This is a genomic window from Micromonospora sp. NPDC050417 (assembly GCF_044458865.1).
GTDB lineage: Bacteria > Actinomycetota > Actinomycetes > Mycobacteriales > Micromonosporaceae > Micromonospora_G.
On record NZ_JBITIH010000001.1, the window covers coordinates 310,795 to 335,170 of the forward strand.

Below are 24,376 nucleotides of genomic sequence, written 5' to 3' on the forward strand. Positions count from 1 at the left end.
AATTAATCGGAGGAGGTGCCATGAACACCGCGATCGATCTGCGCGACCTCGTCGTCGACCGGGGCGGGCGGCGGGTGCTGCACGGCCTGACCTGCGCGCTGCCGCGCGGCAGCGTCACCGGCGTGCTCGGGCCGAGCGGCAGCGGCAAGACCACCCTGCTGCGGGCCGTGGTCGGCGTGCAGATCGTCACTTCCGGCACGGTCACCGTGCTGGGCGAGCCGGCCGGCAGCGCCTCGCTGCGCCACCGGCTCGGCTATCTGACTCAGGCGCCGAGCGTCTACACGGACCTGACCGTCCGGGAGAACGCCCGCTACTTCGCCACCCTGCAGGGGCGCAGCGCCCGGGAGGCCGATCGGGCGATAGCCGACGTCGGCCTCGCCCCGGCCGCGCACCAACTGGTCGGCACACTCTCCGGCGGGCAGCGCAGCCGGGCGTCGCTGGCCTGCGCCATCGTCGGCGAACCCGAACTGGTGATCCTCGACGAGCCCACGGTCGGGCAGGACCCGGTGCTCCGGGCCGAGTTGTGGGACCGGTTTCACGCCATGGCCGCCGCGGGCACCACCCTGGTGGTATCCAGTCACGTGATGGACGAGGCGGCGCGCTGCGATCGGTTGCTGCTGATCCGCGGGGGCCGGCTGATCGCCGACGACACCCCCGCCGCCGTACGCGCCAGCGCCGGCACCGACGACCTGGAGGAGGCCTTCCTCCGTCTGATCAGGAGGAACGAGGCGAGCCGGACCGAAGCGTCCCCGCCCCGCCCCCACCGCCGTCCCGGGCACCGGCCGACGGCGCCACCGAGACCGGGACGGTGACCCGATGAACGTCCGACTGCTCGCCGCCACGACCGGGCGGATCCTGCGCCAGCTCCGCCACGACCCGCGTACGGTCGCGATGCTGGTGGTGGTGCCGACGGTGCTGCTCACCCTGCTCTACTTCATGTTCGAGAACCAGCCCACGATGCCCGGCCAGCCGAGCACCTTCGACCGGATCGCGCTGATCATGCTCGGCGTCTTCCCGTTCGTCATCATGTTCCTGGTGACCAGCATCGCGATGCTGCGTGAACGCACCTCCGGCACGCTGGAACGGTTGCTCACCACCCCACTGGGCAAACTCGATCTGCTCTTCGGCTACGGCATCGCGTTCGGGCTGGCGGCGGCGGTGCAGGCGAGCGTCGCCACCGGTGTGGCGTACTGGCTGTTCGACCTGCACACCACCGGCAGCGCCGGTCTGGTCATCCTGATCGCGGTGGTCAACGCCGTGCTCGGGGTCGCCCTCGGCCTGTTCTGCAGCGCCTTCGCGCAGACCGAGTTCCAGGCCGTACAGTTCATGCCGGTCGTGGTGATCCCGCAGCTCCTGCTCTGTGGCCTGTTCGTCGGACGGGACCGGATGGCCGACTGGCTCCAGGCGATCAGCGACGTGCTACCGCTGTCGTACGCGGTCGAGGCGCTGCAACAGGTGGGTGCGCACGCCGAGCCGACCGGCACCATGTGGCGCGACCTGGCGGTGGTGGTCGGCGCGGTGCTGGTGGCCCTGGTCCTCGCCGCGGCCACGCTGCGTCGGCGCACCGGCTGACGCGGGACGACCGCGCACCACCACGGGACGAGGACGAGGTACGGCGATGGCACGACGGACCGGGCGGCGGCCGGGCAACCCCGACACCCGCGAGGCGATTCTCACCTCCGCCCGGGAGGCGTTCGCCGAACGTGGCTTCGACGGCGCCTCGATCCGGACGATCGCGGCCGGCGCCGGGGTTGACCCGGCGCTGGTCCACCACTACTTCGGGGCCAAGAACAAGCTCTTCATGGCCGTGATGAACGTTCCCTTCGACCCGGACGAACTGCTGCCGCAGGTCCTCGCCGACGGGCCGGACGGGGTGGGAGAGCGGCTGGTCCGGACCTTCCTGCGGGTCTGGGACTCTCCCGCCGGTGCGGCCGGAGTGGCCCTGCTCCGGTCGGTCATCAGCAACGAGTGGACCGCCCGGCTGATGCGCGAGTTCGTGGTCACCCAGATCCTCCGTCGGGCCATGGCCGGGCTGGACCTGCCCCCGGCGGAGGCGCCCCTGCGCACCTCCCTGGTCGCCTCCCAACTGGTTGGGCTGGCGATGGCCCGCTACCTGCTCCGGATCGAGCCGCTGGCCGTCGTGCCGGCCGAGGTGGCGGTGGCGGCGATCGCGCCAACCGTGCAGCGTTACCTCACCGGGGATCTGACCGACGTCTTCGCGGCCCAAACGGTGCCGGGGACGCCGCATTCCGTGCCGGGGACGCCGCACTCGGTGCCGGGGACGCCGCATTCCGTGCCGGGGACGCCGTGCTCGGTGCCGGGGACGCCGGCCGGGGTGTCGACGGGCGCACCACCGACGGCCTGAGCCGAGCCACCGGCCCGGCGGGTCAGGAGGCGGTGGGTCCGCCCTGGTGGAGCCGACCCCGTTCCGGCTGGGCGTGACGGGCTGGCCAGAGCACCGGGTGCAGCAACTGGACCAGGTCGGCGTGGTCGCGTACCGGCCGGGGGAAGGCGAGTCGGGCCCGGTAACGGGAACCGGGCGCGCCGAGCAGCACCACGAAGCCGTACCGGTCCAGGCGGACCACCCGCGGCGGCGGACCCTCCCGGTGCGGGCCGGCGGATTCGCCGAGTTGCCGCAGCACGAACTCGGTGATCTCCCGCTGGTGGTGGTCGGCCAGGTCGGCCAGGAGTTCCCGCTCCAGGTGGTGCAGCGGATCGGGCTCCGCCGCGCCGTACTCGGCCGGGTCGACGTGGATGGTCTCGCCCTCCCGCTCCAGTCGGACCTCGGCCGGCTCGAACCGGTACAGCACGAACCGGCTGCCGACGTCGAGCAGGTCGCCGGTGGGTTCGATCTCGGCGTAGTCCAGCGCGGCCTGCTGGGCCTCGGCGCCGTCGAGGGCGGTCGCCCACCCCGAGATCCAGGCCCGGCCCAGCGGCGGTGCGCCGGCCGTCGGCGGCAGGTCGCGTACGTCGAGGACGAGCGCGGTGTCGTCGGTGCCCGGCACCGGGCGCAGGGCCAGCGCCAGGTCGTCGATGACCGGGACGAGCAGGAGCACCCGACCGAGCGCGTCGCTGACGTGTCGCGTCCGGTACGGGCCGGGACGGTTCGCGACGTACGCGCTGGCGGCGATCCGGCCAGCGGCCAACGTACGGGCGACCTCGGCGGGAGTGGGTTGCATGGCCGGACCTCCGAGTGGTGTCTTAGGGTGGGCTAAGTTAGGGCAGGCTAACCTACGAAGCAGGAGACGTCCACGTGAACCAGGCAAGACCCAAGGTCCGAATCTCCCGTGCCCTCGGCATCCCGCTCACCGCGAAGTGCGTGAAGTACTTCGAGCGGCGGCCGTACCCGCCCGGCGTACACGGCCGGCAACGCCGCAAGACCTCGGACTACCAGGTACGACTCCTGGAGAAGCAGCGACTGCGGCACCAGTACAACGTCAGCGAGACACAGCTGCGACGCGCCTTCGACGACGCCGTACGCCTCGACGGCAAGACCGGCGAGAACCTGGTCGGCCTCCTCGAACGGCGCCTCGACGCGGTGGTGCACCGGGCAGGTCTGGCCCGCACGATCTACCAGGCGCGGCAACTGGTGGCGCACGGACACTTCGTCGTGGACGGCGTCAAGGTCGACCGCCCGTCGTACCGGTTACGCCCGGGCCAGACCGTACGGGTGCGCGAGCGCAGCCGGCAGAAGCCGCCGTTCCAGCTCGCCACCGCGGGTGCGCACAGCGGCGACGGGCCGACCGCCCCGTACCTCTCGGTCAGCCTCACCGACCTGACCGCGACCCTGGTCCGTACGCCCGTCCGGCGCGAGGTTCCGGTGATCTGCGACGAGCAGCTCGTGGTCGAGTTCTACTCCCGCTGACCCCCACAGCGCTCCACCCCGCGTGTAAGGAAGGGGCCCTTGTTAACGCATAGCGTTAACAAGGGCCCCTTCCTTACACCTCAGCGGGTTTGTTCGAGCCAGGAGGCGTAGAGGAGGCCGTAGGTGGAGGTGGGGTCGAGGACCAGGTCGTCGTGCGGGCCGCGCTGCACGATCCGACCCCGGTCGACCACGATCACCTCGTCGGCTGCCTGGGCGGTGGAGAGCCGGTGCGCGATCGCCACCGTGGTCCGGCCCCGGGTGACCGCGTCCAGGGTCCGCTGGAGGCGTACCTCGGTTGCCGGGTCGACCGCGCTGGTCGCCTCGTCGAGCACGAGCAGGTCCGGGTCGGCCACGTACGCGCGGGCCAGCGCGACCAGTTGGCGCTCGCCGACACTCAACGCCTCGCCGCGTTCGCCCACCCGGGTGTGCAGCCCTTCCGGTAGCCCCTCGACCCAGTCGGTGAGGCCGAGTTCGTCGAAGGCCGCCGCCAACTCCTGCTCGGAGCAGCCCGGACGACCGAAGCGGACGTTCTCCGCCACCGTCGAGTCGAAGAGGAAGCCGTCCTGCGGGACCATCACCACCCGGGAGCGCAGCGACGAGAACCGCACCCGGTCCAGCGGGACACCGGAGAGGAGCACCGTACCGGTGCTCGGGTCCATCAGCCGGGTGAGCAGCTTCGCGAAGGTGGTCTTGCCGCTTCCGGTTTCGCCGACGACCGCCACCCGGCTCTTGGCCGGGATCTCCACGTCAATGTCGGTCAGCACCGGCGGGCCGCCCGGATAGGCGAAGCCGATCTCGGCGAACCGCACCTCGATCGGTCCCGCCGGCAGGTCGACGCCCTGCTCGCCGGGGTCGGCGACGTCCGGGGCCAGGTCGAGTACGTCGAGCACCCGACGCCAGCCGGCGACCGCGTTCTGCGCCTCGTTGAGGACCTCGGTGGCGATCTGGACGGGCTGGATGAAGAGGGTCACCAGGAAGAGGAAGGCGGTGAGCTGCCCGATGCTGAGCGTCCCGTCCACACCGAGCCGGACACCGAGCACGACCACCGCGGCGAGCGCCAGGCCGGCGGAGATCTCGCCGGTGGAGAAGCTCACCACGCTGGTCCGGATCGCCTTCTGCTGGGCGGCGCGCTGGCCGGCGATCGCCTCGTCGAGCCGGGCGGCGGTCCGACCCGAGACGCCGTACGCCCGGATGACCTGGGCTCCGACGACGCTCTCCGCGATCACTCCGAGCAGGGCGCCCATCCGTTGCCGGACCACCCCGTAGACCTTGGCGAGCCGCTTCTGGAAGGCCCGGATGACCAGGACCGCGGGAATGAACGCGGCGAACACCACCAGGGTGAGCTGCCAGGAGTAGACCGCCATCACGATCGCGGTGACCACCACCTGACCGGCGCTGATCAGCAGGATCACACCGCCCCACTGGAGGAACTGGGTGATCTGGTCGACGTCGCTGGTGACCCGGGAGACGAGCGAGCCGCGCCGCTCCGACTGCTGGTGCAGCATCGACAGGTCGTGCACGTGGCGGAAGGCACGGGTGCGTACCCCGGCGAGCGCGGTCTCGCTGACGGTGAAGAGCCGGCGCATCATCAGGTAGCCGCAGACCGTGGTCAGCACCAGCACCGCGGCGGTGAGGGCGACCACCAGGCCGACCACGCCGAGGTCCGGGCCGCCGGCCGCGCGCAGGCCGCGGTCGATGCCCTGTTGGATCGCGACCGGTACGGCGGCCCGTCCGATCATCGACACCAGGGCGAACCCGAGCGTGCCGGCGAGGCCGGTACGCAGTTCGGGGGAGAGTGCGAGGCCACGGCGCAGGGTGCGCCAGGTGCCCTCGGTCGGTTCGGTGCCGGCCACGGTCGTCGCGTCGGTGCTCACGCCTTCACCTCGCTGACGTCGTCGTCCGACTCTTTCACGTACGCCTTCTCCCGTTCGCGTTCGGCTTCCGCCTTCTCGTAGGCGGTGACCAGGTCGGCGTAGCCCGGCACGGTGGCCAGCAGTTCGGGGTGGGTGCCCCGGGCGATCACCCGGCCCTGCTCGACGTAGATCACCTCGTCGGCGAGCGCGATGGTGGCCCGGCGGTAGGCGACCACCAGGATCGAACTGGCCATCGGCCTGGTCGGCGGGTTCCCGGTGCCGTCGGCCGGTTCCTCGGTGCCGGCGGCGGCGCCGCGGCTGAGGGCGGCGAGGATGGCGGCCTCGACTCTCGGGTCGACCGCGCTGGTGGCGTCGTCGAGAACCAGCAGGCGGGGCCGCCCGGCGAGCGCGCGGGCGAGGGTGAGCCGCTGGCGCTGGCCACCGGAGAGGGAGGTGCCGCGTTCGCCGACGGCGGTGTCCAGCCCGTCCGGCAGGGCCGCGATGAACCCGTCCGCCTCGGCCAGCCGCAGTGCCGCCCAGACGTCGTCGTCGGTGATGCCCGGCCGGTCGAGGGCGATGTTGGCCCGGACGGTGTCGTCGAAGACGAACGGCACCTGTGCCACCAGGGCCACGGTGTCGGTGAGCGAGGCGGCGGTGAGCGACCGGACGTCGGTGCCGTCCAGGCTGATCGTGCCGGACTGCGGGTCGACCAGCCGTACGCCGAGCGACACGATCGTGGACTTGCCGGACCCGGTCGGTCCGACCAGGGCGACGGTACGGCCGGCCGGCACGGTGAACGAGACGTCCCGCAGCACCGGTACCCGGCCGCCCGGCCGACGTCCCGGTCCGGCCGGGCCGTCGCCGGCACGCTCGGCGGCGGCGGTGGCGTCGTCCGGGTCGGCGAGCAGGTCCACTCCCACCGGGTCGGCCGGGACGTCGACGCCGTCCGGGTCGGTGGCGGTGGGCGGGCCGCCGAGAGCGGCCGACTCGTCGTCGGACTCGGGCGGGTCGTAGCCGAACTCGACCCGGTCGAAGACGAGCGTGGCCGGCGCGTCTCCACGCCGGTCCAGCACGGTCTGCCCGTACGGCATGTCTCCGGTGGCGGTGAGCACCCGCTGCACCCGGTCCCAGCCGGCGACGCTGCGCGGGAGTTCGGCGAGGACCCAGCCGATCGCGCGTACCGGGAAGGCCAGCACGGTGAAGAGGAAGGCGACGCTGACCAGTTCGGTCACGGTGACCGCGCCCTGGCGCAGCCGGAGCGCCCCGACCAGCAGCACGGCGAGGGTGCCGAGGCTGGGCAGGGTGTCGAGCATCGGGTCGAAGACGCCGCGCAGCCGGCCGACCGCGATCAGGGCGTCCCGCAGTTCAGCGGCCCGGTCGCCGAACCGGGCCGTCTCCTGGGCCTCCCGGCCCATGGTCTTGACCACGAGGGCCCCGTCGAAGCTCTCGTGCGCGATCGCGCTGACCTCGCCCCGTAACTGCTGCGCCCGCGCCTGGCGCGGCGCCATCCGGCGGGAGTAGACGACGTTGAGCGCGAAGAGCGCGGGGAAGATCGCCACGCCGACCATGGCGAGCACCCAGTCGGTGAAGAAGAGCGAGCCGATCGCGGCGACCAGCATCACCAGGGTGCCGACCGCGAAGGGCAGCGGCGCGATCGGGTACCAGGTCGCCTCGACGTCGGAGTTGGCGTTGGAGAGCAGGGTGCCGGTGGCGTGCCGGTGGTGCCAGGCCAGCGGGAGGTCGAGGTAGCGCCGGGTGACCCGGCGACGGTAGGTGGCCTGGAGCCGGTACTGCATGTAGCCGGCGGCGATCCGGCGTCCGAAGACGCCGAGCACCTTGAGCAGGCTCACCCCGACCAGGGCGGCGGCGGCGAGCGCCACCAGCGCCGCGTCGGCCCGCCGGTCGGTGATCGCGGGAACCACCACGTCGCCGACGATCGCCCCGACCACGTACGCGCTGGCGATGGTCACCAGCCCGAAGAGCACGCTGCCACTGACCGAGATGGCGAAGATCCGAGGTTCCTCGCGGATCGCCCGGCCGAGCACCCGCATCCCTCGACTGAGTACGTCCCGACTTGTCTTGCTCGCCACTCGCTCCCCCGACGTAAGCCACCGGTGCCTACCTCATCCTTACCGCCCGGCGTCCATCACATCCTTACCGATCTGGCTGATCGGGGACGATCTGGGGCTGAATGTGGCAGCGGTCACCCCCATCCTCACCCGGCGGGCGGTCCGGGCCGACCTGGCGGGTGTGATCGCGCCTACGATCGGAACCATGCCTCGGTACGCCGAATCGGAACGTCAGTCCCTCGCCGACCTTCTTGTCACGCTCGGTCCGGAGGCGCCGACCATCAACGAGGGATGGGGCACCCGTGAACTCGCCGCCCACCTCGTGATACGCGAACGGCGGCCGGACGCCGCGGTCGGGCTGGTGGTCCGCCCGCTGGCCGGGTACACCGAACGGATGCTGCGGCGGGCGGCGCGGCGCCCGTACCCCGAGCTGGTCGACCAGGTGCGCCATCCACCCCGTTGGAGTCCGCTGAGCAGCGTGTGGCTCGACGAGGCGGCCAACGGCATGGAGTTCTTCGTCCACCACGAGGACGTGCGTCGCGCCCAGCCGGACTGGGCTCCCCGCGACCTCTCCCCCGGGCACCAGGCGTTCCTCTGGAAAAAACTGCCGCTGCTGGCGCGGATGGCGCTGCGCCGCTTTCCGGCCGCGCTGCTCGTCCAGGCACCCGGGTACGGCGAGACGTCGACCGGCGCCGGCGGCGAACCCGTACGCCTGGTCGGCTCCCCGGGTGAGCTGGTGCTCTTCCTGATGGGGCGCCAACGTGTCGCCCGAACCCAGCTGACCGGGCCAAACACGATGACCGAACGGCTGCGTACGACCCGGCTGGGCGCCTGACGGGAACCGCCGTTCCGCCGGACCCACCGGGTGGACCGGTCACCGCCGGACAGGCACCGCCCAACGCGGCGGACCGACACTCCGCCGAGCCTGACGAATCTTGTGCCCGGCACTGTAACCGCGTGTCGCTCCGTGGCCGTAGGCTTCACCCGCACCTCTCCCGGACACCGTACGGCCGACGGCCCTCGGGGTCCGGTCCACCTCTCGGTCAACATCAACGGCGCGGACCTGATGCGGCGGGTCACGGCCGGTTGGGAGACGAGAGGCGCACACCGGCACACCCCCTGGTGCCCGACTGCCGTGGTGACGCGGTTGGTCCGTCCGTTACGGACGCCAGCGTGCCGTGCGCGTCTCGATGCCCGATCGCCGCCGCCGCGACGAGCATCGCGCGACAGGGGGCAACATGCGGTCCTTCGCCGTGGTGGCACTCATCGCGCCACCGTTTCCGGCGCGAGTCCACCCGCACGCCGCGCAAGCGGCCCAACGGTCGGCCCGGTGGGCCACCGAACTCGGCCTGATCGTCACCGCCGACGCCGCTCGCCGGCTCGACCGGGCGAACGCCGGCGACCTCGCCGGCCGGGCCTGCCCGGACGCCCAACCGGACCGGCTCGACCTGCTCACCGACCTGGTGACCTGGCTCTTCGCCTTCGACGACGCCTGCGACGACGACGGGCTCGGCGCCGACCCACGTCGGCTCTCCCCGGTGGTGAGCCGACTGCTCGACGTACTCGACCTGCTCGGCGACGACGCACCACCGACGTTGCTCGCCGCCGCCGGGCCGACCGGTGTCGCACTGCACGACCTGTGCCGCCGGTTACGCGGCGGCGACCACCCCGACCTGCTCGTACGTTTCGCCGCACAGGTCCGCGACTATCTGCTCTCCCTGCTCTGGGAGGCCGCGAACCGGGAACACCACCGGGTTCCGGCGGTCGACGAGTACATCCAGATGCGCCGGCACACCGGCGCCGTCCATCCCAGCTTCACGCTGACCGACCACGCCCGGGACGCCCGGCCGAGCTGGTCCGCGCTCGCCGATCCGCGTCTGTCCGCACTGGACCGTCTCGCCGCCGACCTGGTCTGCTGGTGCAACGACGTCTTCTCGTACGGCAAGGAGCGCCGCCTGGAACAGGACGGACACAACCTGACCCTGGTGATCGCCCGGGAGACCGGGCAGGACGAGCAGACCGCGCTCGCCGAGGCCGCCGACCGGTTCAACGCCGCACTCGACGCGTACCTGGCGTTGGAGCGGACCGTGCTCGACGGCGCCGACCCGGCGGTCACCCGGACCGTGGAGGGTCGCCGGGCCTGGATCCGGGCCACCTACGACTGGTCCATGAACGCCAGCCGGTACGCCTGACCGGCGCCACGGTCAGGCGTACCGGACGTCGGCCGCTCCCACCGGCCTGACGGGAGCGGCCGACGTCCGGCGTCCCGGAACAGGCCGGTGCCCGGCTCGGCTCCCCGTGGGGGTGCCGGGCCGGGCAGCGACGCGTACAGGTCAGTTCACGACGAAGAGGAGCCGGTTCGGCGAGCCGCTGCCCGGGCTGCCCACCACGTTGGGGGTCGCGTTGTTGTAGAGGTAGTTGCGCACCTGGGTCGGGGTGTAGGACGGGTTGGTCGAGAGCACCAGGGCCGCCGCGCCGGCCACGTGCGGCGACGCCATCGACGTACCGCTGATGCTGTTCGAGGCGGTGTTGCTGGTGTACCAGGCCGAGGTGATCGCCGAGCCCGGCGCGAAGAGGTCCAGGCAGGTGCCGTAGTTCGAGTACGAGGCGCGGGCGTCGGTGTTGGTGGTGGCGCCGACGGTGATGGCCGAGGGGGTACGGGCCGGGGACGAGTTGCAGGCGTTCGCGCTGGAGTTGCCGGCGGCGAGGGCGTACGTCACGCCGGAGGTGATCGAGTTCGCCACCGCGTTGTCGAGCGCGGTGCTCGCGCCGCCGCCGAGGCTCATGTTCGCCACCGCCGGCTTGACCGCGTTCGAGGTCACCCAGTTGACGCCGGCGATGACGCCCGCGTTGGTGCCGCTGCCGGAGCAGTTGAGCACCCGTACGCCGATCAGCCGGACCGCCTTCGCCACACCGTACGCGGCCCCGCCGACGGTGCCGGCGACGTGCGTACCGTGCCCGTTGCAGTCGTCGGCCGAGCCGCCGTCGACCGCGTCGTAGCCGCTGGTCGCCCGGCCGCCGAAGTCGTTGTGCGAGAAGCGGATGCCGGTGTCGATGATGTACGCGCGCACGTTGCTGGCGGTGTTCGGATAGGTGTACGACCGACTCAGCGGAAGATTGCGCTGGTCGATCCGGTCGAGGCCCCAGGACGGTGGATTGGTCTGGGTGGCGTTGAGGGAAACCACCTGGTCCTGCTCGACGTAGGCGACGTCCGGGTGGGCGGCGAGCCGCTCGGCCGCCTTGGCGCTCATCCTCGCCTCGAAGCCGTTGAGGGCGGCACCGAAGACGCGGGCCACGCTCCCCCCGTACCGGCTGGTCAGCTCGCCGGCCTTGGCCGGCACCGCGGCCGTGGCTCGGGCCGTGCCGGCCGCCGCGCCGACCGCGCCGTCGTTGAGTACGACGATGTAGCTTCCCGCGACCGCGGTGGCGCTGCCGGCGAGCCGGACCTCACCGGTCGCCGGTGCGGCCATCGCCGGGCTGCTGGTGGCCACGACGCCGGTGGCCGCGGCGACGAGGATTCCTAGCGCCAGCCGGCGCGCGTGGCGTAAGTCCGCACGTATCATCTTCCGACTCCTCCCTGACCGTCCCGCATTGGTCCGATCGAGGTCAGCCTAGGGAAAAACATCAGCGTTCCTCTATATCGAAATCCTCATATCACGAACCGTCCGGACCATCCCCGACCCCGACGTTCGGCCATCGACGCAACCGGTCACTCCGGGGGTAGCCGAGGTCCGACCCGAACGAATACTGTCTAGTAACCAACATTTAACGTGATGCCCGTCACGCACCCATATTCGGAAGGCTGACCCCTCATGGCTTTCGACCTCCCGTACCGGTCCGTCCCGGACATGCTCCTGCAACGCATCGCGGCCACACCGGACCTGAGAGCGTTCGGTTCCCCCGCACCGGACGACTCCGGGCCGGTCTGGCTGACCTGGGCCCAGGTCGGCCAGCGGGCCAAGGCGATCGCCGCCGGCCTGCACGCGCTCGGCGTCGGCCGCGAGGATCGGGTGGCGATCCTGGCCAGCACCCGTCTCGACTGGGTCGTCGCCGACCTCGGCGTGATGTGCGCCGGCGGTGCGACCACCACCGTCTACCCGACGACCGAACCGGAGGACGCGAGTTTCATCGTGGCCGACTCAGGTTCCCGGGTGCTGATCGCCGAGAACGCCACCCAGGCGAAGAAGATCGCCGGAGCGGACCTGCCCGCACTGACCCACGTGGTCCTCATGGACGGCACCGCCGACCCGGCCGCGGCCGTACCCCAGCTCACCTTCGACGACCTGGAGATCCGGGGTACGCAGCTAATCGAGGAGGAGCCCGACCTGATCGAACGGATCGTCGCCGGGATCGACGGGGACGACCTGGCGACCCTGATCTACACCTCGGGCACCACCGGCCGCCCGAAGGGGGTCGAGCTGCTGCACGCCGGCTGGGTCTGGGAAGGGGTGCGGCAGGCCGAGTTCGAGCTACTCAGGCCGGACGACCTGCAGTACCTCTGGCTGCCCCTGTCGCACTCGTTCGGCAAGACGCTGATCTGCGGGGTGATCCACGTCGGGCTGCCGACCTATGTCGACGGTCGGGTGGACAAGCTGGTCGACCTGCTCGGGGTGGTCCGGCCGACGCTGATGTGCGGGGCACCCCGGGTCTTCGAGAAGGTCTACAACCGGACGGTCACCACGGCCCAGTCCGCGGGCGGCGCCAAGGCTAAGATCTTCGCCTGGGCGGTCCGGACCGGCAAGGAGAAGGTGGCGCTGGAGCAGGCCGGCGCGCCGGTGCCGGGCGGCCTCGCGTTCCGTTACCGGATCGCCGAGAAGCTGGTCTTCAGCAAGCTCCAGGCACGCCTCGGCGGCCGGATGCGGGTGATGGTCTCCGGCGCCGCCCCACTGAGCCCGGAGATCGGCGCGTTCTTCGCCGCCGCGAACCTCCCGGTCTCCGAGGGGTACGGCCTGACCGAGACCAGCGCGGGCAACTTCGTCAACCGCCCCGGCCACCTGAGGATCGGTACGGTCGGGCAGCGTCTCGGTGACCTCGAATGCAAGATCGACACCGATGGTGAGGTGCTGCTGCGTGGCGCGCCGGTGATGCGCGGCTACCACAACCTGCCGGAGGAGACCGCCGCCGCCTTCACCGAGGACGGCTTCTTCCGCACCGGTGACATCGGGAGCCTCGACGATGAGGGCTACCTGAAGATCACGGACCGGAAGAAAGACCTGGTGAAGACCTCCGGCGGCAAGTACATCGCGCCGACGCACATCGAGGGGCTGTTCAAGGCGCTCTGCCCGTACACCTCACAGACCGTGGTGATCGGGCAGGCCCGCAACTACTGCGTCATGCTGGTCACCCTGGACCCGGACGCGGTGGCCGCGTGGTCGGTCGGCGGCCCGCTGGAGGGCAAGCCGTACGCCGAGATCGTCGCCTCACCCGAGGCGCGGGCGATGGTCGACGGTTACGTGGCCGAGTTGAACGGCAAGCTGAACCGCTGGGAAACCATCAAGAAGGTCACGATCCTCCCCCGCGACCTGACGATCGAGGACGGCGAACTGACCCCGTCACTGAAGGTCAAGCGTCGCGACGTGGAGGCGAACTTCGCCAGCGAGATCGACAAGATGTACGAGGGCACCCTCGCCGAGATCTGATCTCCGCACTCGGCCGCTCCCCCGGTCGAGGCCGATCAGGGGCTGCCTGGCACGGTGGCACACCCCGCCTGGCGAGCAGCCCCTGACTCGGCCCCACCCCACCCCGCACCGCACCGCAGGGTTAGGAGGGGCCCCTTCCTCTACCGAATGCGATAACAGGGGGCCCTTCCTTACGCGATGACGGCGGGTTGGCGCCGGTGTGGATGGGTGGGCGCGCGGTCGAGGTCGTAGCGGACCGTGGCGATGCGGTGCACCGCCTCGACGAGTTCGGCGGCGGGCAGGGTGAACGGCAGTCGGAGGAACCGCTCCAGGGTGCCGTCCAGTCCGAACCGGGGGCCGGGTGCCAGCCGTACCCCGACCTCCTCCGCCGCCCGGGACAGGGCGCTGGAGACCGGCCCGTCCAGTTCGGCCCAGAGGGTGACGCCGCCGCTGGGCACCACGACCTGCCAGTCCGGCAGCGAGGCGCGTACCGCGGCGACCAGGGCGTCGCGCTGGACGGTCAACTGGGTACGCCGGGCGGCGACGATCGTCTCCGCCTCCGCGAGCAGCCGTACGGCGACCAGTTGGTCCAGCACCGGGCTGGCCATGTCGACGCCGACCCGGGCGGCGGCGAGCCGCTGCACCTGGGGTGCGGACGCGCGCACCCAGCCGATCCGCAGCCCACCCCAGTACGGCTTGCTCATTCCGCCGATGGAGATCACCCGCGAGTGCCGGTCGAAGACGGCGGTGGGCGGCGGTACCGGTGTGCCGTCCAGGGGAAGGTCGACAAAGGACTCGTCGACGACCAGGTCGGTGCCGCCGGCGTGGGCCGCCGCGACCACCCGTTCGCGCAGCTCGGCGGACATCAGGTGCCCGGTCGGGTTCTGGAACTCCGGAATCAGGTAGGCCAGTCGTGGCCGACTCTGACGCACCGCGCTGAGCAGCAGTTCGGCGTCCCAGCCGGAGCCACCCGGGGCCAGGCCGTGGGTGGCGATGCGGGCCCGCCGGGCGGCGAGGGCGGCCAGCGCGTTCGGGTACGTCGGTGACTCGACCAGTACGCTCCCGCCGGTCGGCAGGGCGAGCCGCAGTACGAGGTCGAGTGCGTGCTGCGTACCGCTGGTCACCATGATCTGCTCGGCGCTGGTCGGTAGCCCGCGCTCGGTGTAGCTGCGGGCCACCGCCTCGCGCAGTTCGACGATGCCGGTGGGGTGGTAGCCGGCCCCGCCGAGGTAGCGGGGCAGGTCCTCGGCGGCGGCGCGGGCGGCGGGGACCAGTTGCGGTGGCGCGGAGAGCGCGGCACAGCCCAGGTCGATCATGTCCAGGTCGTCCTGGGGGGTCCAGAGACCGGAGCTGGCCACCCGGTGTCCACCGGGGAGCATGGTCCAGCTACCGGCACCGCGCCGGCTGTTCAGGTGGCCGCTTTCGCGCAGTTCCCGGTACGCAGCGGTGACCGTGGTACGGCTGACCCGCAGCGCCTCGGCCAGTTCCCGTTCGGCCGGCAGTCGTACGCCGAGCGCCAGCCGACCGTCGGCGAGCAGGCCGCGTACGGAGCTGGCGAGGGCGAGGTAGTCCGGGTTGCGCCGACGGCCCGGCAGCGCGTGCCACTGGCCGAGCAGTCGAGCCAATTGTGTGCCACGTACCAGCACCGTCATGGCCACCTACCCCCGATTGGCTCTCTTCTGGCTCCAGAATTGGTACTTAGAGTGGCATCCGTGACCGAGATTGGCAACCTTCGCGACCGGCTGACGCGCCGCCTGGTCCAGCTCAACGTCGGCCTGGTGCTCTACGGCTTCAGCATGGCGTTGATGATCGAGTCAGCCCTCGGCCTCGACCCGTGGGATGTCTTCCACCAGGGGGTGGCGGAACGCACCGGGCTCTCCTTCGGCACCGTGGTCATCCTGGTCGGTGCCGTGGTGCTGCTGCTCTGGATTCCGCTGCGGCAACGACCCGGCATCGGCACGGTCAGCAACGTGGTGGTGATCGGGCTGGTGGTGGACGGGGCCCAGGCGCTCCTGCCGACCCCGTCCGCACTCGCCGCCCGGATCGGTTTCCTGGTCGCCGGCATCCTGCTCAACGGCGTGGCCACCGGTCTCTACCTGGGCGCCCGTCTCGGCCCCGGGCCCCGCGACGGGCTGATGACCGGCTACGTCGCCCGCCGCCCCGGCCGCTCCATCCGGCTGGTCCGTACGGTGATCGAGCTGACCGTTCTCATCGTGGGACTGCTGCTCGGCGGAACGGTCGGCTTCGGCACGGTCGCGTACGCGCTCGCCATCGGCCCACTGGCCCACCTGTTCATTCCGATGTTCCGGGTCACACCGACCGGGCCGACCGGTCCCGCACCTGGTCGACCGGCCACCGCCGGAACCGGCATCGGATAGACCATGTTCACTTCACGGCACTGGGGTCGCGGGCGGCAGTGAGGCGGGAAACACAGTCGCGGCAATGGTTCCCTCCACGGCGATCACACGGCATCATTTCCCCATGGGGGAAGAGGGTTGGCGTTGGGCAGACGCCTGGATCTTCGTGTCGCTCGTGATCGCCGGAGGTGCCGGACGGCACCGACGGTCGGCGACCACCCGGCGACCGGAGGGCGTACGCCTGGCCGACGTGCTTTCCACGGCGGACCACCTCAACCACGCCATCCCCGGCCGGCACGAGGTCGAGGCGGCCGTACGCCGGCTCGCCGGAGCCGGGCTGATCAATGTGGCGGACGGCTGGTTCCGGGTCACGCCCGCCGGTGAGCAGCTCTGGCGCACCCGGCCACGGGGCGGTCTGGCGACCACGGTCGAGACGGTGCACGGGGTGCTGACCCGGCGAACCGCCCCCGGCTCGGCCGACTGGGCGCTGGACGAGGAGGAACACGCGGCGGCGGTGCAGGAATTCTCCGCCCGGACCAGCGCGCCGAGGCCCCGGCGCTCCCCCGAGGGCGGACCGCACTAGCGCCGGACCGGGTGCCCGGCCTTCCGCAGGGCGTCCTTGACCTCACCGATGCTCAGCTCGCCGAAGTGGAAGACGCTGGCCGCGAGCACCGCGTCGGCGCCCGCCGCGACCGCAGGTGGGAAGTCGCCGACGGCACCGGCACCGCCGCTGGCGACCACCGGCACCTCCACCACCCGACGTACCGCCTCGATCAGCGCCAGGTCGAAGCCGGCCTTGGTGCCGTCGGCGTCCATCGAGTTGAGCAGGATCTCCCCGGCGCCGAGTTCGGCGCCGCGCCGCGCCCATTCGACCGCGTCCAGACCGGTGCCCCGACGCCCGCCGTGGGTGGTCACCTCGAACCCGCTGGCGGTGGTGCCGTCCGGGGCCCTGCGCACGTCCAGCGAGAGCACCAGCACCTGCCGGCCGAAACGGTCGGCGATCTCGGCGATCAGCTCTGGCCGGGCGATCGCGGCGGTGTTGACCCCGACCTTGTCAGCGCCGGCGCGGAGCAGGGTGTCGACGTCGGCGACCTGCCGGATGCCGCCGCCGACGGTGAGCGGGATGAAGACCGACTCGGCGGTCCGACGGACCACGTCGAGCATGGTGCCCCGGTCGTCGACCGAGGCGGTGACATCGAGGAAGGTCAGCTCGTCCGCCCCGGCCCGGTCGTACGCGGCGGCCAACTCGACCGGATCGCCCGCATCGCGCAGATCGAGGAAGTTGACCCCCTTGACCACCCGGCCGGCATCCACGTCCAGACAGGGAATCACCCGTACCGCCACCGTCATGGACCGAGCTTAACCGCCCGCCCTGGCCGGTCGGCCGGGGCGGGCGGCTGGTCAGAGCCGAATCAGCAGCTCCCCGCGCGGCAGGCCGAGCAGGGCCGACGGCGCGTACGGCTTACTTGGTCTGCCCGACGCGCAGCGTGACCTCGATGTTGCCCCGGGTGGCGTTGGAGTAGGGGCAGACCTGGTGGGCCTGCTCGACCAGTTGTTCGGCGCCCGCGCGGTCAAGCTCGGGCAGGTCGACGACGAGCGTGACGGCGAGGCCGAAGCCGCCGCTGTCGCTGCGGCCGAGGCCGACCTCGGCGGTGACCGCGGAGCCGGTGACGTCGGCCTTGACGCGCCGCCCGACCAGCTTGACCGCGGAGTGGAAGCAGGCCGCGTAGCCGGCGGCGAAGAGTTGCTCGGGGTTGCTGCCGCCGCCCTCGCCACCCATCTCCTTGGGCACGGCGAGGTCGATCTCAAGCGTCCCGTCGCTGGTACGCACCCGGCCGCCCCGGCCCTCGCCGGTGGACTGGGCCTCGGCGGTGTAGAGCACCTGCATGGCGATCACTGCTCCTTCTGCTGGTGGATCAGTTGGGTGATCTGGTTCAGGGTGCCGCCGGGTCAGTCGCGCCCGGCCAGCACCGCGAGCGCCTCGGCGACGGTGAAAGCGCCCGAGTAGAGTGCCTTGCCGGCGATCACACCCTCCACCCCGATCGGCTCCAACGCGGCCAGCGCCCTCAGGTCGTCCAGGCGGGAGACGCCACCAGAGGCGACCACCGGCGCGTCGGTCCGGGCGCAGACCTCACGCAGCAGGTCGAGGTTCGGCCCGCGCATGGTGCCGTCCTTGGTGATGTCGGTGACCACGTACCGGGTGGCACCCGCCTTGTTCAGCCGCTCCAGTACCTCGAACAGGTCACCGCCGTCGCGGGTCCAGCCCCGGGCCGAGAGGGTACGGCCGCGCACGTCCAACCCGATCGCCACCTGGTCGCCGTACTCGCCCAGCACCCGGTCGCACCAGACCGGATCCTCCAGCGCGGCGGTACCGATGTTGACCCGGGCCGCACCGGTGCCGAGCGCGGCACGCAACGACTCGTCGTCCCGGATGCCGCCGGAGAGTTCGACGTGCACGTCCAGCCGGCGGACCATGTCGGCGAGCAGGTGGGCGTTGGAGCCCCGGCCGAAGGCCGCGTCGAGGTCGACCAGGTGGATCCAGGTCGCCCCGTCCGCCTGCCACGCCAGCGCCGCCTCCAACGGGTCGCCGTAGGTCGTCTCGCTGCCGGCGGCGCCCTGGAGCAGGCGTACCGCCTGGCCGTCGGCGACATCGACGGCGGGAAGCAGGGTGAGGCTCAAGGTGGATCTCCTGTCTGGTCGGGGCCGGATCCCCCGGTTCGGGCCGGATCGGGCGGGGAGCCGCGCTGGTGTCGGCCCCGGGACGGTCGCGTGTCAGATCCGGCGTCCGAGCGCTACCACCACGACCGCCGGTAGGACGAGCAGCAACAACACGATCAGCGCCAGGCGCAGCCCCAGGTCGTCGACGAGGAACCAGATGGCGCCGAGGGCCGCGATGGAGAGCACCGCCACGCCGGCCCGCTCGGCTCGGCTGCGCCGGGCGAAGAGCCGCCCGGTACGCCGGTCCGGCAACCGGGGCGTGAGGCGGCGCAGCAGTACTCGGCGCCGCTGTCGACGAGCCACCCGCCGGGCCCGCGCCGCCTTCTCCCGTTCCGCCTCGGCCTGGCGCACCGCGCGCAGCCGTGCCCGCTCCTTGCTCACCGGGCCACCCCGCGACCCGTCAGCCGGCCGGACGACCCGCTCACAGCGTGCCCAGCCAGTTGCGGAGCAGGGTCGCCCCGCTGTCGGCGGACTTCTCCGGGTGGAACTGCGCGGCGGAGAGCGGACCCCGCTCCACCCCGGCGACAAACGGGTTGCCGTGCCTGCTGGTGGTCACTCGGGCACCCGCACCGGCCAGCGCGACCGTGTCGGCGGCGGCGTACGAGTGCACGAAGTAGAACCTGCTCCCCTCGGGCAGCCCGGCGAAGAGCACCGAGTTGGTGGCCGGCTCGACGGTGTTCCAGCCCATGTGCGGCACCCGCTGCGCGGCGAGCCGGGTCACGCCGCCGGGCAGCAGCCCCAGCCCCTTGGTCACCACGCCGTGCTCCTCCCCGTACTCGAAGAGGATCTGCATGCCGACGCAGATGCCGAGCACCGGACGACCGGCGGTGACTCGCTCGGTGATGACCGGGCCGGCGCCGAGCGCCTCGATCCCGGCCATGCACGCCGCGTACGCGCCCACTCCCGGCACCACCAGGCCGTCGGCGGCGAGCGCCGCGTCCAGGTCGTCGGTCACGGTGACCTCGGCGCCGACCCGGGCCAGGGCGCGTTGCGCGGAACGGATGTTGCCCGACCCGTAGTCGAGCACGACCACGCCGGGCATCACGCGTCGCCCGGCATCAGCCAGAGCACGCCCCCGGCGGTGGCCATCAGCGCGAGCACCCCGACGAAGACGACCACGCCGACCGTGGCGCCCTGCCGGTGCAGCGACCAGGCCCCGCCGACCAGCACACCGGCCAGTACGAAGAGCGCCGGTGCCACTACAACGCCCCCTTGGTGCTGGGTATCGCACCGGCGTTGCGCGCCTCCACGGTGACCGCCTCGCGCAGCGCCCGGGAGACCGCCTTGAACTGCGCCTCCACCACGTGGTGCGCGTCCGGGTGGCCACCCTCGCGGGCGGCCCGCAGAACGGAGACGTGCAACGTCATCCGGGCCGACTGGCCGAACGACTCCCAGACGTGCCGGGTCAGGCTGGTCGGGTAGACCGGTCCGATGTACGGCGCCAGCGCCGGCTCGTCGTGCACCACGTACGGCCGGCCGGAGAGGTCGACCGCGGCCCGGACCAGCACCTCGTCCATCGGGATGGTCGCCGAGCCGTACCGCCGGATGCCGGCCTTGGCGCCGAGCGCCTGGTCGAACGCGGCACCGAGCGCGAGCGCGGTGTCCTCCACCGTGTGATGCGCGTCGATCTCCAGGTCGCCGACGGTCTGCACGGTCAGGTCGAACCCGCCGTGCCGGGCGATCTGGTGCAGCATGTGGTCGTAGAAACCGACCCCGGTGCTGATCTCGGCCTGACCGGTGCCGTCGAGATCGATCTCGACCAGGACCTTGGTCTCGTTGGTGGTCCGCTCGACCCGGGCGGTTCTGCTCACAGTGACTCCAGCACGATCGTCAACTCGGTCAGGAAGGCGTCCGTCTCGGCCGGGGTGCCCGCGGTCACCCGCAGCCAGCCCGGCAGGCCGACGTCGCGGACCAGCACCCCCCGGTCGACCAGGGCCCGCCAGATCACGCCCTGGTCCCCGCCGACCTCGAACAGGACGAAGTTCGCGTCGCTCTGGGCGACCCGCAGTCCCCGCTCCCGCAGCACGGTCACGATCCGGTCCCGTTGCGCCTTGATCGCGTCGACCGTGGTGAGCAGGGCGTCGCGGTGCGCCAACGCGGCCCGCGCGGCGGCCTGGGTGAGTGCGGAGAGGTGGTACGGCAACCGGACCAACTGCACCGCGTCCACCACCGCCGGATCGGCGGCGAGGTAGCCGAGCCGGCCACCGGCGAAACCGAACGCCTTGCTCATGGTCCGGGTCACCACCAGCCGGGGGTGGCCGGGGAGCAGGCTCAACGCGGTCGGTGTGCCGGGGCGGGCGAACTCGGCGTACGCCTCGTCCACCACCACCACGCCGGGCGCGGTGGCGAGTACCGCGGTCACCACCGCCGGGTCCAGCGCGGTCCCGGTCGGGTTGTTCGGCGAACAGAGCAGCACCACGTCCGGCCGGTGCGCCTCGACCTGGGCGACCGCGTCCGCGGCGGTCAGGCCGAACTCCGCGCCACGGCGGCCGTCGACCCAGGTGGTGCCGGTGCCGAGCGCCAGCAGCGGGTGCATGGAGTACGCCGGGGTGAAGCCCAACGCGGTCCGCCCCGGTCCGCCGAACGCCTGGAGGAGCTGCTGCTGGATCTCGTTCGACCCGTTCGCCGCCCAGAGGTTCGCCGTGCGCAGACCGTGGCCGAGGTAGTCGGCCAGATCGGCGCGGAGCGCGAGCGCGTCCCGGTCCGGGTAGCGGTTCAGGTCGGCGAGTTCCGCGTGCAGCGCCTTGCCGATCGCGTCCACCACGGTCTCCGGCACCGGGTAGGAGTTCTCGTTGGTGTTCAACCGCACCGGTACGTCCATCTGCGGCGCCCCGTACGGCGAGCGCCCACGCAGCTCGGGGCGGAGCGGCAGGTCGTCGAGGGAGGTCACGACGGTTACCGGTACCGCTCGTCGGGGAACCGGGCCGCGACCGCCTGCCCGTGCGCGGGCAGGTCCTCGACCTCGGCCAGGGTCACCACGTGCCGGGCCACGTCCCGCAGGGCGGCCTCGTCGTACTCGACGATGTGGATGCCGCGTAGGAACGACTGCACCGACAGTCCGGAGGAGTGCCGGGCGCAGCCACCGGTGGGGAGCACGTGGTTGGAACCGGCGCAGTAGTCCCCGAGCGACACCGGCGCGTACGGACCGACGAAGATCGCCCCGGCGTTGCGTACCCGCAGCGCCCACTGCCGGGCGTCCCGGGTCTGGATCTCCAGGTGCTCGGCCGCGTACGCGTCGACCACCCGCAGCCCCGCTTCGAGGTCGTCGACGAGCACCACCCCGCTCTGGGCACCGGAGAGCGCCTCGGTGATCCGCGGGCTGTGCTTGGCCGAGGCGACCTGACGGGTCAGCTCCCGCTCGACCGCGTCGGCCAACTCCAGTGAGGGGGTGACCAGCACGCTCGCCGCGAGCGGGTCGTGCTCGGCCTGGCTGATCAGGTCGGCCGCGACGTGCGCCGGGTCGGCGGTCTCGTCGGCCAGTACGGCGATCTCGGTCGGTCCGGCCTCGGCGTCGATGCCGACCACACCGCGCAGCAGCCGCTTCGCGGCGGTGACCCAGACGTTCCCCGGACCGGTGATCATGTCGACCGGGGCGCACCGGGTCTGTCCCGAGGCGTCGGTTGTCGCGCCGTACGCGAGCATCGCCACCGCCTGCGCGCCGCCGACCGCGTACACCTCCTCGACGCCGAGCAGGGCACAGGCGGCGAGCACCCGGTCGTCGGGCAGGCCGCCGTTCTCCTGCTGCGGCGGGCTCACGATCACCAGCGACCGGACTCCGGCCGCCTGCGCCGGCACCACGTTCATCACCACGGTCGACGGGTACATGGCCAGGCCACCGGGAACGTAGAGGCCGACCCGCTCGACCGGCACCCAGCGCTCGGTGACGGTGCCACCGGGGACCACCTCGGTCACCGTCTCCGTACGCCGCTGGTCGTCGTGCACCCGGCGGGCTCGGGCGATGCTCTCGTTCAGGGCGGCCCGGACCGCCGGGTCGAGCGCCCGCTCGGCGGCGGCGATCGCCTCGGCCGGCACCCGGAGCTGGTCGAGGGTCACTCCGTCGAATTGATGGGTGGCCTCCCGGATGGCCCCGAAGCCATGCGCGCGCACCGCCTCGACGATCGGGCGGATCTGCTCCACCGCGACCGAGACGTCCAGTTGGGCCCGGGGCAGCAGGCCCCGCGGGTCACGCGCGCTGCCGCGCAGGTCGATCCGGTTCAACACGTCCCCGAGTCTAGGCGGCGCGGATCGGGAGGGCCGACGCGCGCCCAGCCGGCGGGACGGTGAGTCAAACCACTCCCACCCGAGGTGTGCGAAACCAGCTAGGCTCGACCGGTGCGTGCGCGGCTGCCGGTGTTTCCGCTCGGAACGGTGCTTTTTCCCGGTCTGGTCCTGCCGCTGCACATCTTCGAGGAGCGGTACCGGGAACTGGTACGGCATCTGATCGGCCTCCCCGACGGGACCCCACGCGAGTTTGGCGTGGTCGCCATCCGCAGCGGTTGGGAGACCCGGCCCGTCGCCGGCCAGGGCGGGCCCGGCGGCGCGGTCACGCTGCACGAGGTCGGCTGCACCGCCGAGGTGCGCCAGGTCACCGAACTCCCCGACGGCCGGTTCGACCTGGTCACGGTGGGGCGCCGCCGGTTCCGGATCAACGAGGTCGACGAGTCGGCGGCACCGTACCTGACCGCCGAGGTGGAGTGGCTGCCCGAGCCGGAAGGTCAGGAGGCCGCCGCCGACCTGCTGGCGCCCCGGGTGCTCGCGGTGTTCCGTCAGTACCTGAGCGTGGTCCGGGCCGAGTCGGAGGAGATCTCGGAGCAGTTGCCGGACGACCCGACTGTCCTGTCCCACCTGGTGGCGGCCACCGCGTCACTCACCGTGGCGGACCGGCAGCGCCTGCTCGCCACCCCGGACACCGCCGGTCGGCTTCGGGCAGAGCTGCGACTGCTCAGTCGCGAGGCGGCTCTGTTGCGCCAGGTGCGGGCGGTGCCGGTGCCGTTGACGGAGCTGGGAGCGCCACCGAGTCCCAACTGACCCCGACCGGTTCCGGTTCGGCGCCGAGCCCGGCGTACCGGGACCAACCAGCGAGCATGGTGTACATCACCACCGCACCGAAGGCCGGCACCAGCAGGTCACCACGGAGCGCCGGGATGAACCCGAAGATCCACTCGAATCGGCCGGCGCGCAGGTCCGGAGGCTTGCCGAAGGTGCTTCCGGCGGCCGAGGTCTCCAACAGGTGGTGGTATTCACCGAGCCCGATGTGGCGCCCCACCTGCCAGGCGACCACCGCCGCGCCGAGTGATCCGAGGCCAGCCACCACCATGCCGATCGGACCCCGGTAGCGGCGTAGGAAGAGCCAGACCAGGATCGCCGCCAGCAGGCCGAAGATCAGGCCGAAGAGGGCGAACCAACCGTCGGCGGCGACGAACTCCTCCGGCTGCGGCTGAGCCAGCACGGCCCCGCCGTCGGCCTGGATCACCGGCACCGAGGGCGCGACCGCCCGCCAGACCAGCCCGAGCGGCGCACCGAGCAGGACCAGCACCAGCACCGCGACCACCCCTGCGGCGAGCGTCCGCCACGGTTTGCCGCGCCGGGCTGGCACCGGTAGGTCGTACGCCGGAACCTCACCCTCGGCTGGCGGATGCGCCACCTCGCCGGCACCCCCCGCCTCCCCTTCCGGGACGCCGGCACCACCCGCGCCGACCGCGTCCGGCTCGGTCGTCGCGGACCGTGGCTGGTCGTCGGAGGTTTCCGGGGCGGTACGCGGCACCCCGTCCCGGACGGGGCTGGCCTCGTCCGCGGGTTGCTCGTTCTCGGGGGTTGCCGGGCTCACTCCGTGATCCTCTCAGGCCACCCAGTCGCGCCGGGCGGCGGATCCACGACTCGACCCTGACCTGTCTGG

General features: G+C 72.1%; 24 protein-coding genes and 1 pseudogene. 10 read left to right on the top strand and 15 right to left on the bottom strand.

Annotated features, from left to right (window positions below; all coding sequences use genetic code 11):
* The first annotated feature begins 20 nt into the window (after window positions 1-20).
* From ACIBF5_RS01265 to ACIBF5_RS01275, 3 genes and pseudogenes are all read left to right on the top strand, one after another.
* Window positions 21-812 carry an ABC transporter ATP-binding protein gene (locus ACIBF5_RS01265; protein WP_396806867.1) on the top strand — a complete coding sequence of 264 codons (792 nt, stop codon included), beginning with the start codon at window positions 21-23 and terminating at the stop codon, window positions 810-812.
* Between the two features lie 4 nt (window positions 813-816).
* The gene (locus ACIBF5_RS01270; RefSeq protein WP_396806869.1) at window positions 817-1,572 is read left to right on the top strand and encodes an ABC transporter permease; all 756 of its coding nucleotides are present in this window, start codon (window positions 817-819) and stop codon (window positions 1,570-1,572) included.
* 46 nt (window positions 1,573-1,618) lie between these two features.
* A pseudogene (locus tag ACIBF5_RS01275) lies at window positions 1,619-2,206 on the top strand (TetR family transcriptional regulator); the annotation flags it as partial.
* Between the two features lie 181 nt (window positions 2,207-2,387).
* On the opposite strand, the gene ACIBF5_RS01280 reads toward ACIBF5_RS01275, so the two are convergent.
* The gene (locus ACIBF5_RS01280) at window positions 2,388-3,179 is read right to left on the bottom strand and encodes a DUF2470 domain-containing protein (RefSeq protein WP_396806871.1); all 792 of its coding nucleotides are present in this window, start codon (window positions 3,177-3,179) and stop codon (window positions 2,388-2,390) included.
* A gap of 74 nt (window positions 3,180-3,253) precedes the next feature.
* Here ACIBF5_RS01280 and rpsD point away from each other — a divergent pair, with 74 nt between their 5' ends.
* Window positions 3,254-3,865: a 30S ribosomal protein S4 gene (rpsD, locus tag ACIBF5_RS01285; RefSeq protein WP_396806873.1), complete on the top strand. Its 612-nt coding sequence runs from the start codon at window positions 3,254-3,256 to the stop codon at window positions 3,863-3,865.
* 80 nt (window positions 3,866-3,945) lie between these two features.
* Here rpsD and ACIBF5_RS01290 read toward each other — a convergent pair whose 3' ends face one another.
* Window positions 3,946-5,739: an ABC transporter ATP-binding protein gene (locus tag ACIBF5_RS01290; RefSeq protein WP_396806875.1), complete on the bottom strand. Its 1,794-nt coding sequence runs from the start codon at window positions 5,737-5,739 to the stop codon at window positions 3,946-3,948.
* A complete protein-coding gene (locus ACIBF5_RS01295) occupies window positions 5,736-7,808 on the bottom strand; it encodes an ABC transporter ATP-binding protein (RefSeq protein ID WP_396806878.1) in 2,073 nt (690 codons plus the stop codon). The genes ACIBF5_RS01290 and ACIBF5_RS01295 overlap by 4 nt, the downstream gene beginning before the upstream one ends.
* A gap of 184 nt (window positions 7,809-7,992) precedes the next feature.
* Between ACIBF5_RS01295 and ACIBF5_RS01300 the strand changes: the two genes are divergently transcribed.
* Together ACIBF5_RS01300 and ACIBF5_RS01305 are read left to right on the top strand one after the other, a co-directional pair.
* The gene (locus ACIBF5_RS01300; protein WP_396806880.1) at window positions 7,993-8,622 is read left to right on the top strand and encodes a TIGR03085 family metal-binding protein; all 630 of its coding nucleotides are present in this window, start codon (window positions 7,993-7,995) and stop codon (window positions 8,620-8,622) included.
* Window positions 8,623-9,025: 403 nt separating this feature from the next.
* Window positions 9,026-9,979, top strand: coding sequence for a terpene synthase (locus ACIBF5_RS01305; RefSeq protein ID WP_396806881.1), 954 nt, complete (start codon window positions 9,026-9,028; stop codon window positions 9,977-9,979).
* A gap of 141 nt (window positions 9,980-10,120) precedes the next feature.
* Here the strand turns inward: ACIBF5_RS01305 and ACIBF5_RS01310 are convergent, their stop codons facing one another.
* Window positions 10,121-11,350: a S8 family peptidase gene (locus tag ACIBF5_RS01310; RefSeq protein WP_396806883.1), complete on the bottom strand. Its 1,230-nt coding sequence runs from the start codon at window positions 11,348-11,350 to the stop codon at window positions 10,121-10,123.
* Between the two features lie 249 nt (window positions 11,351-11,599).
* Between ACIBF5_RS01310 and ACIBF5_RS01315 the strand changes: the two genes are divergently transcribed.
* Window positions 11,600-13,426 (top strand): AMP-dependent synthetase/ligase, encoded by a 1,827-nt coding sequence (locus tag ACIBF5_RS01315; RefSeq protein ID WP_396806885.1) that lies wholly within the window; start codon window positions 11,600-11,602, stop codon window positions 13,424-13,426.
* 170 nt (window positions 13,427-13,596) lie between these two features.
* Here ACIBF5_RS01315 and ACIBF5_RS01320 read toward each other — a convergent pair whose 3' ends face one another.
* Window positions 13,597-15,057 carry a PLP-dependent aminotransferase family protein gene (locus ACIBF5_RS01320; RefSeq protein WP_396806887.1) on the bottom strand — a complete coding sequence of 487 codons (1,461 nt, stop codon included), beginning with the start codon at window positions 15,055-15,057 and terminating at the stop codon, window positions 13,597-13,599.
* A gap of 60 nt (window positions 15,058-15,117) precedes the next feature.
* Between ACIBF5_RS01320 and ACIBF5_RS01325 the strand changes: the two genes are divergently transcribed.
* Both ACIBF5_RS01325 and ACIBF5_RS01330 read left to right on the top strand, forming a co-directional pair.
* On the top strand, window positions 15,118-15,783 hold the full coding sequence (locus ACIBF5_RS01325) for a YitT family protein (protein ID WP_396806889.1): 666 nt from the start codon (window positions 15,118-15,120) through the stop codon (window positions 15,781-15,783).
* A gap of 103 nt (window positions 15,784-15,886) precedes the next feature.
* Entirely contained in the window at window positions 15,887-16,345 is a 459-nt protein-coding gene (locus ACIBF5_RS01330) for a hypothetical protein (protein ID WP_396806890.1), read from the top strand.
* On the opposite strand, the gene hisF is transcribed toward ACIBF5_RS01330, so the two are convergent.
* The 9 genes from hisF to hisD all read right to left on the bottom strand — a co-directional run bounded on the left by hisF (window position 16,342) and on the right by hisD (window position 22,701).
* A complete protein-coding gene (gene hisF / locus ACIBF5_RS01335; protein ID WP_396806892.1) occupies window positions 16,342-17,112 on the bottom strand; it encodes an imidazole glycerol phosphate synthase subunit HisF in 771 nt (256 codons plus the stop codon). The genes ACIBF5_RS01330 and hisF overlap by 4 nt on opposite strands.
* 112 nt (window positions 17,113-17,224) lie before the next feature.
* A complete protein-coding gene (locus ACIBF5_RS01340; RefSeq protein ID WP_396807351.1) occupies window positions 17,225-17,650 on the bottom strand; it encodes an organic hydroperoxide resistance protein in 426 nt (141 codons plus the stop codon).
* Between the two features lie 62 nt (window positions 17,651-17,712).
* On the bottom strand, window positions 17,713-18,441 hold the full coding sequence (priA, locus tag ACIBF5_RS01345) for a bifunctional 1-(5-phosphoribosyl)-5-((5-phosphoribosylamino)methylideneamino)imidazole-4-carboxamide isomerase/phosphoribosylanthranilate isomerase PriA (RefSeq protein ID WP_396806893.1): 729 nt from the start codon (window positions 18,439-18,441) through the stop codon (window positions 17,713-17,715).
* A 93-nt stretch (window positions 18,442-18,534) separates the two neighbouring features.
* Window positions 18,535-18,861 carry a hypothetical protein gene (locus ACIBF5_RS01350; RefSeq protein ID WP_396806895.1) on the bottom strand — a complete coding sequence of 109 codons (327 nt, stop codon included), beginning with the start codon at window positions 18,859-18,861 and terminating at the stop codon, window positions 18,535-18,537.
* A gap of 40 nt (window positions 18,862-18,901) precedes the next feature.
* A complete protein-coding gene (gene hisH, locus ACIBF5_RS01355; protein ID WP_396806897.1) occupies window positions 18,902-19,522 on the bottom strand; it encodes an imidazole glycerol phosphate synthase subunit HisH in 621 nt (206 codons plus the stop codon).
* Window positions 19,522-19,680 (bottom strand): hypothetical protein, encoded by a 159-nt coding sequence (locus tag ACIBF5_RS01360; protein ID WP_170208518.1) that lies wholly within the window; start codon window positions 19,678-19,680, stop codon window positions 19,522-19,524. The genes hisH and ACIBF5_RS01360 overlap by 1 nt, the downstream gene beginning before the upstream one ends.
* Window positions 19,680-20,291, bottom strand: a complete 612-nt coding sequence (gene hisB / locus ACIBF5_RS01365; RefSeq protein WP_121155719.1) for an imidazoleglycerol-phosphate dehydratase HisB — start codon at window positions 20,289-20,291, stop codon at window positions 19,680-19,682. The genes ACIBF5_RS01360 and hisB overlap by 1 nt, the downstream gene beginning before the upstream one ends.
* The gene (locus tag ACIBF5_RS01370; protein ID WP_396806900.1) at window positions 20,288-21,370 is read right to left on the bottom strand and encodes a histidinol-phosphate transaminase; all 1,083 of its coding nucleotides are present in this window, start codon (window positions 21,368-21,370) and stop codon (window positions 20,288-20,290) included. Before ACIBF5_RS01370 ends, hisB begins: the two co-directional genes overlap by 4 nt.
* Before the next feature lie 5 nt (window positions 21,371-21,375).
* Window positions 21,376-22,701 (bottom strand): histidinol dehydrogenase, encoded by a 1,326-nt coding sequence (gene hisD / locus ACIBF5_RS01375; RefSeq protein WP_396806902.1) that lies wholly within the window; start codon window positions 22,699-22,701, stop codon window positions 21,376-21,378.
* A 111-nt stretch (window positions 22,702-22,812) separates the two neighbouring features.
* Between hisD and ACIBF5_RS01380 the strand changes: the two genes are divergently transcribed.
* The gene (locus ACIBF5_RS01380; protein WP_396806903.1) at window positions 22,813-23,508 is read left to right on the top strand and encodes an LON peptidase substrate-binding domain-containing protein; all 696 of its coding nucleotides are present in this window, start codon (window positions 22,813-22,815) and stop codon (window positions 23,506-23,508) included.
* Here ACIBF5_RS01380 and ACIBF5_RS01385 read toward each other — a convergent pair.
* The gene (locus ACIBF5_RS01385) at window positions 23,423-24,244 is read right to left on the bottom strand and encodes a DUF2567 domain-containing protein (RefSeq protein ID WP_396807353.1); all 822 of its coding nucleotides are present in this window, start codon (window positions 24,242-24,244) and stop codon (window positions 23,423-23,425) included. The two genes, ACIBF5_RS01380 and ACIBF5_RS01385, sit on opposite strands and share 86 nt — an antisense overlap.
* Window positions 24,245-24,376: the final 132 nt, after the last annotated feature.